We start from the raw sequence: 6,898 nt of genomic DNA on the forward strand, positions 1-6,898 counted from the left end.
CGTTGATGGCCTTGTAGTAACGGGCGGCCGGGGCGGTTATGGACACGTCCACGGAGAAGGGACCCAGAAGGGTAACTATCACCCCCACCGCGATCAGGAGGTAGATCCAGCGGCGGTCGAGCTTGATCAGCCCGTCGAACACGCCTCCCATGGACACGTCTCAGGCTCCGCGGTTATCGGTCTGCGTTGGACCGGGTGAAGACATGGTACGGCGAGAGCTCATGAACCGATCGGTGAAGAAGGCGACGTTGCCCAGGACGATGGCCAGAACCAACAGAGCGTGTACCCCGAGCTGGGCCACCATCCCCTGACCGGCGGAACCCGGATTGTTCGTTATCCGCTCGTACTCGGCGGCCCCCTTGAGCCCCCCCAGGAGCCCGGCCATCTGTCCGGTCTGCAGGTAGGCGTAATACTGGGGGGCGCTCACAGCGGTGCAGCCCACCAGGATCGGGATGCCGTACGGACCCCCGGCGAAGGCGATCCAGTCCTCCGGGGTGGACGACCACGAGATGTCGATGGCCGCCGCCATGTCGCCGTAGTTGTGCGTGTCCTGAAAGAGGGGCATCGCGTCCAGGGACGTCCCGTAGTAATCGGTGGGGAAAACGCCTTTTATCTCCTCACCCAGGCCGATGATGACGGAGTTGTACCCCGCCCGGAAGCCCAGGAGCGCGTAGTCCACCCCGGACTCGAGCGGCTCCCCGCGCCCGGTCTGGAGCACCCGGTCGTTCATCTCGCCCGTCACCCGGTTCAGCAGGCGCTCGGAGATGGCGACCCCCTCTATATCGAGGGAAATGAGGATGACCGGCTGGCCCCGGCTGAAGGCGTGCTGGAGGATGGCGATTATCATGGGCTCCAGCTCGGGCAATCCGGCCGGAGGGGTGTCTACGGCCACCAGGAGGGGCTTGGAGGGATCGCTCTGTTGGATGACGCGGTAGAAGTCGTTGACCGGCTTTGTAATCCGCACCCCGACCTCGAAGGGTCCGACCAGGGCTAAAACGACGACGGCCGCCTCCAGAAGAAAAATCCAGCGGCGGTCGAGATTCAGGAAGCGCTGGAGGATGCCGGTACCGGCCATGACCTGCTGCGAATAACCGCTTGGAAAACGGGTGAAGAAAAGGCTGTCGAAATCCTGGTGATCAACATTCCGACAACCCCTGAAACGACGGGCCTCTCTATTTCACAAGACTACACGTTGTCTGGCACTCCCCGTGATTGTTCTTGGAAAATGAGTCCCCCCCGAGCTCCCACGGTCACTTAGGCAATCCGAGCCATTCGAAGAGGAGGAAGTGGACCCGGCCGATCAGGAGCGAGACGCGGGCCATGACGGTATAGCCGAAGCTGGCGCCGAAGCCGATCATCAGGAACCAGATACCGATGCGCGCGGCACCGCCCAGTACCCCCTTGTGCTCCAGCGAGAAGAAGAAGTAGGCGAGGGTGCACAGCGTGCCGACAATGAAGAGCGGCCCCGAGATTGCGTCGAAGAAGGTCGAAATCCCCGGCGCGGCGAAGAAATCCCGCCAGGAGTCTATGGAGAAAAGCGGCACCACGAGCGCCCCGTGATCCTGGACGAAGGTGCCGCGGAGCTGCGAGATGACGCGGGCCTGAAGGGCGTTGGGGATGGCGATACCGGAGTTGGCGCCCAGGATGAAGGCTAGGGAGTACCGGCTGATCCAGGAGATTTTCGGGATGAAGCGGGTGAAGAGCAGTATCCCCAGGATGACGGGGATGAGAAGGAGAACGAGGGCCAGTACGGGGGAGAAATCCTCTAGAATGGGCGGGAGGCTGGTCATGCCTTGGGTGTCGGCATAGGCCTGGAACTCGGCCGGGGTGAGGGACAATTTATTGAGTGTGACGCCGAAGGGGATGAGGAAGTCCTCGACGATCACGTTGTGGTACAGGACGGCGGTGTAGTATCCTGCGCCGAGCCCCACCATGACGTGCTCCGCGAGCTTGTAAAAGGGGTTGTCCTTGTAGAGGAATGAGTAGACGAACAGGGTGAAGATTGCCGCCACCCAAATCCAGATATCAAGGGAGATGTTCAACGTCCACCCCTTTTTGTTTCTTCTTTCGGGCGTACCGTCGCCGGACTTGACCGCCCAAGTCGCCGCACATGCCCGAATTCACCGTCTCGGAACGCCCTCGCAGGTTTGGGCTGGCTCGCAATTCGTTTCAGAGGCTGAGCCTCGTCGTCGCGGATTGACGACTTTGCCGCTACAGTTTACGGGTTACGGCTTAGTCGCAGACTTCTCGCGGTCCTTCTTGCCGCGGGTGACGAGGTAGGCGATGTTACCTATCAAGATAAAGCCCACGATGACGATGTGTATCCACTGCTGGGCGAGCATGCCCTTGATCGCGTCCCCATCGTAGTTCAGGAGCCTCTCGTACTCGGCGGCGCCCTTGAGCCCACCCAACAGGCCCGCCATCTGCCCGGTTTGGGTGTAAGCGTAATACTGGGGGGCGCTCACCGCGGTGACACCGACGAGAATGGGGATGCCGTAGGGGGCACCGGCGAAGGACACCCAGACCTCCGGCATGGCGGTACCCGAGACGTCCACCACCGCCCGCATGTCGGCGTAGTTGTGGATGGTCTTCATCATCGGCAGGTCGTCGAGGTAGGTACCGTAGAAATCCGCGGGGAAGGCCACCCGTATCTCGGTGCCGAGCTGGAGAATCACGGCGTCGCCGCCGGCGCGGAAGCCGAGATAGACCCAGTCCTCACCCATGCGGATCCGCCGCTCGTCACCCTTCGCCTCGTACTTGGCGTTCAGCTCGTCGGTCACCTGGAGCATGATCCGCTCGGCGATGGAGGGGGCGTCGGGTAAGAGGGTGAGGGTGATCACCTTCAGGCCGCGATCGAGGGCGTGATAGACCACGGCTTTGAGCATCGGCTCCAGCTCTGGCAGCGTGCTCGGGCCCAAGTCCATCGAGACCAGGATCACCGAGCCCTCCTGGGAGCTATCGATCACGTCGAAGAAGTTCTGGACCGGAGTGGTGATCCCGATGGAAAGCTTGATGGGGAGGATGAGCGCCGCGATCACCACTATCCCGATGATCAGGAAGATCCACCGTCGGTCTATAACCAGCAGTTTCTCTAACAGGGTCTTTTTCATCTTTTGGCTCACCTTTGCCGGTTTTTACCGGGGGGCTCGTGTTCCAGGGGGTTTTCTATTCCCGCAGACCCCTCAACCAGGAAGCCCGCTTACTCACCGCCGAGATAGCTCCGCTCGATGCCGAGCACGATCTTCAGTGCCGTGGCGATCATCCCCAGGCCGACGCCGATGACGATACCGCGCTGCGCGGCGCCGTTGGGAATCTCGAGAATCCACTCCGTGACGTTGGACAACCAGTCCACGTCAATGACCCGCCCCAGCATGATAATCACCGCGGCGCACAGGAGGAGCGTCGCCTCCTTCGATCGGGCGCGGAAGGCCCGGAAGGCGGCCGAGGCGATGAAGAAAGCCAGGAGGCTGAACATCGTCGCCTCCATCGGCGCCTGGAGATAATCGAACAGCCGGCGGAAGAGCGTCCCCTCGTCAATGCCCCCGAATAGCCCCACGAGGGCCATGACCAGGAAGCTGGCAATGGCCACGGCGTTGAAGGCCCAGCCGGGAACCTGCCGGATCATCTTATTGCCGTGATTGCGCAAGAAACTGGCGATACCGAGGCCGAGGGCGAAGGCGGAGAGCAGCCGGAGCCACGCCAGCATCTGCTCGCGCAAACCCTGAATCACCGGGTCCATGATGACGTAGGAGAGAGCCCCGAAGAGACCGGCGACCAGAGCAATCACAAGCGGGATTTGTCTGCGCACTTATCTCCTTTGGCCGGGGGGCATTACTTCGTTTTGCCGTATCGAAAGTGACGGGCTCTACCCGACGATGAACAGATCGGAGAACCAGGTGGTGAAGAAGCTGGTTATGACCCCGATGACGATGAGCACGGCGATGATGAATTTCGCCCAGTCCTGCCCCTTCAGCCCGCCCAAAAGAAGCGGCTCGCGGCTCATGTAGGCGGACGCCGCGTAGAGCTCCTCGCCTATGATGCAGTAGTCGCAGGCGGTGATGAAGAACGGTATCTGCACGACGGCGTCGGTGCCGGCTATCTGGATCGCCCCGGTGGAGGCGCCGGTTTCGGCCAGAATCAGCGATTCGGCGAAGAACATGCCCATGTAGAAGTTCGTCGCCGGTTTTTCGCGCAGCATGATGCCGTTGATCGCCGCGGCGTAGGCGAACTGGGACTGGGTGACGAAGTAGATGTCGTTGGGGTTGTAGGCATCGGGACGGCCCGCATCGAGATAGGCTTCCTTGACCACCTCGCGCTCGACGGCCATGACGATGGGATCGAAGCAGGGGACGATGAGCCGGATTTCGTAGATGGCCGCCTTGCGGGCGACCTGCCCCAGGATGTTCACCGCGGCTATGGTCGACACATCGGCCATGGTCGAGAGTCCCGAGACGTAGAGGATCGGCTTGCCCATCTCGGTGGCGCGCCCCAGAGCCTCCTCGACGGCGTCCAGACCGGCGATACGCCTGATGAAGAGCTCCTTCCCCTTGCGGGCGCTGTATATGAAGTACACCAGAAGGAGGGTCAACAGAACGACGCCGATGAGCGTGTTCCAGCGCTGGGAGTGGAAAAAGTGGGAGCGGGCCATGGTGGGCTCGCTCGGGCGGGAGTAGGAGAGGGCGACGCCGTTGTTGGCCGCCACCATATAGACGTAGGAGTGACTGGGCTCGCAGCCGGTATCGGTGTAGGACGACGTGCCGGCCTCGACTTCGCTCACCACGGTGAAGTCGGTCTCCTCACCCTCGCCGGTCTCGGGATCGGGAACTTCCTTGCGCATGATGGAATAGGAGACGACGTTGTTCTGCCCGCTGCCGTCGTCGAGGGAGCGCGTCCATTTCAAGGCGAGGCGTTCTCCGGTGTCGTCGGGAACATCCTCGGCCTTGACCAGGAGCGGCGGCGCCGAGGGGAGGTCCACCAGGGGGTAGAGGTACTCCGTCGACTGCGCCGACGAGATCAAAGGAGTGAGGAGAAGCACCGGCAGGACGACGTATAAGCGGCCGAGGGGGAATCTGTGCCCGAATGGAAATCTCAGGCGTCCCATTCCCCCGGCGCCGGGTGAACCGCCGGCCATAGCGCTCCTTTGGAGATGGTTGTCACAAACGTGCTTAATAACGGTGCGAGTTTACCAAAGCCTCCGGGGAGTGTCAACGCCCGCGCATCATTCACATCCCCTTGGGTTTAATGGGGTATACGACCCTGGCCCCGGCGGCCAGACATCGCTCTACCGACTCACTTTTGCGGGCGTAGAAGGTGAAGTACAGGTCCGGCGCGGTCTGAACCAGCATCGGCTGGTACAGCCCGGCGAAGCGCGAATCGGAGAGCACGGACCGGTTGGGGTCGGGCGTTGCACAGACCGGCGAAATCGAGGTTGGGGAGCCCCGACGCATAGGGCAGGGCACCCGCCGAACCACTCGCGATCAGAGTCCCCGCCGGCAACGCCTCCTTAAGGAACTCACCGGCGATAATCTTCCGGTTGTTGTGCAAGAGATCGCCAGGCGACGACCAGCGATCCAGCGTCGGCTGAATCCCGGCGATGACGCCCCACAGGATCGCCAGACCGGCGAAGAATCCGGGGATGAACCGCCACCTGGAACCCAGCTCCTGCAACTCCCCCAGGCCCAGCGTCGCCCAGAGGGCGAGAATCGCCGCGTAGGGCGCCATGAACCGAAAATGTTCCATGTAGTCCCCGCCGGAGTAGACGACGAATACGGCACACCCGGCCAACATCAGGGCCAGAAGGGTCGCGTCGGCCCGCTTGAAGCGGCGGACCAGCGCGAAGACCCCAGCGATTCCGAGCGCCAGGGGCGGCCGAAGAAACGCCCAGAAGAAGAGGTACCCAAGGCCGCTCTTGAGCTGGTAGAGCGACCCCCCGGCCTTGACGACGGCGGGCAGAGACCACCACAAGCCGTAGTAGAGCCGGCGGAAGACGAGCTGCGCCGCCACCAGGCCCAGGGCGGGGATGAGATCGCGCCAGTCGGACCCGGTGGGGATTTTGCGCCACCGGCAGTAAAGGTAATGAACGGCGAAGATGAGGATGAATCCGAAGCCCTCGGGGCGCGTCAGCGCGGCCAGGCCGAGAAAAAAGCCGGTCCACGGGAACCGGCTGGGTTTTTCACGGAGGTGGAAGAATACGGCGCAGGCCAGCAGAAGACCGAAGAAGACCGTTTCCAGCCCGGATCCGGCCCAGTAAACCACGGAGAATGACGTGGCCACGAAACCCGGCGCCGCCAGGGGAAGCCAACGACGATCGGGAAGGAGCCTCTTCGCCAGACGCCAGACGACGTAGAGGAGCATCGCGCCGGAAAGGATACCCAGCGCAGGGGCGGCATGCTCCGGCGGGATGCCCGCCAGGGCGAAGGGGGCCAGGAGGAGGATCCAGAGGAGGTTGGAGTAGCCCTCGTCGTGGACGCCGGGGTTGTAGACCAGTCCCTGACCTTGGACGAGGTTCTGCACGTAGCGGAAGGAGATGAAGGCGTCTTCGTTTAAAAAGAAGCAGGAGACGGACCAGGCCGACCACAAGACCACGATGGCGAGGAAGAGCAGGTAGGGTGCAAGGTCCCGAGTCGATTTGCGTTCAAGCTCGGTCATGTCTCTTTTTGCCGCTCGGATTGTTACTATTCGAGTCCGTTTATTTAAAAAAAGAGGGTGGCGCATCACGCGGGACGGCGGGGACGGGGTGACATCCCCACGGCGCGACCGGCGGTCCAGGTTGCGGCCGTGGGCCTCAGATCAAGCCCAACGCCCCGAGCTCCACCCGCGCGCTCTCCAGACCCGCCGGATCGCCGACGCCCAGAACCCGGATTCCGGGCGCGCAGCGTTTCAACAGGCCCGCGAGCAC

General features: G+C 62.5%; 6 protein-coding genes. All 6 read right to left on the minus strand.

Annotation, left to right across the window (positions count from 1 at the left end):
• Positions 1-160 precede the first annotated feature (160 nt).
• The 6 genes from NTW26_10415 to NTW26_10440 all read right to left on the minus strand — a co-directional run bounded on the left by NTW26_10415 (position 161) and on the right by NTW26_10440 (position 6,648).
• Positions 161-1,075, minus strand: coding sequence for a hypothetical protein (locus NTW26_10415; GenBank protein ID MCX7022663.1), 915 nt, complete (start codon positions 1,073-1,075; stop codon positions 161-163).
• A 175-nt stretch (positions 1,076-1,250) separates the two neighbouring features.
• On the minus strand, positions 1,251-2,042 hold the full coding sequence (locus tag NTW26_10420; protein MCX7022664.1) for a hypothetical protein: 792 nt from the start codon (positions 2,040-2,042) through the stop codon (positions 1,251-1,253).
• A 183-nt stretch (positions 2,043-2,225) separates the two neighbouring features.
• Positions 2,226-3,110 carry a hypothetical protein gene (locus NTW26_10425; GenBank protein ID MCX7022665.1) on the minus strand — a complete coding sequence of 295 codons (885 nt, stop codon included), beginning with the start codon at positions 3,108-3,110 and terminating at the stop codon, positions 2,226-2,228.
• Positions 3,111-3,199: 89 nt separating this feature from the next.
• Positions 3,200-3,808 (minus strand): hypothetical protein, encoded by a 609-nt coding sequence (locus tag NTW26_10430; GenBank protein MCX7022666.1) that lies wholly within the window; start codon positions 3,806-3,808, stop codon positions 3,200-3,202.
• Between the two features lie 57 nt (positions 3,809-3,865).
• Positions 3,866-5,131: a fibronectin type III domain-containing protein gene (locus tag NTW26_10435; protein MCX7022667.1), complete on the minus strand. Its 1,266-nt coding sequence runs from the start codon at positions 5,129-5,131 to the stop codon at positions 3,866-3,868.
• 158 nt (positions 5,132-5,289) lie between these two features.
• A complete protein-coding gene (locus NTW26_10440) occupies positions 5,290-6,648 on the minus strand; it encodes a hypothetical protein (GenBank protein MCX7022668.1) in 1,359 nt (452 codons plus the stop codon).
• Positions 6,649-6,898 lie beyond the last annotated feature (250 nt).

Source organism: bacterium, assembly GCA_026398675.1.
In the GTDB taxonomy this organism is placed as follows: domain Bacteria; phylum RBG-13-66-14; class RBG-13-66-14; order RBG-13-66-14; family RBG-13-66-14; genus RBG-13-66-14.

What these genes read in the sequence shown, in the direction of transcription:
- NTW26_10425 (MCX7022665.1), bottom strand. Translation starts at nt 3,110, where the DNA reads ATGAAAAAGACCCTGTTAGAGAAACTGCTGGTTATAGACCGACGGTGG.
- NTW26_10415 (MCX7022663.1), bottom strand. Translation starts at nt 1,075, where the DNA reads ATGGCCGGTACCGGCATCCTCCAGCGCTTCCTGAATCTCGACCGCCGC.
- NTW26_10435 (MCX7022667.1), bottom strand. Translation starts at nt 5,131, where the DNA reads ATGGCCGGCGGTTCACCCGGCGCCGGGGGAATGGGACGCCTGAGATTT.
- NTW26_10440 (MCX7022668.1), bottom strand. Translation starts at nt 6,648, where the DNA reads ATGACCGAGCTTGAACGCAAATCGACTCGGGACCTTGCACCCTACCTG.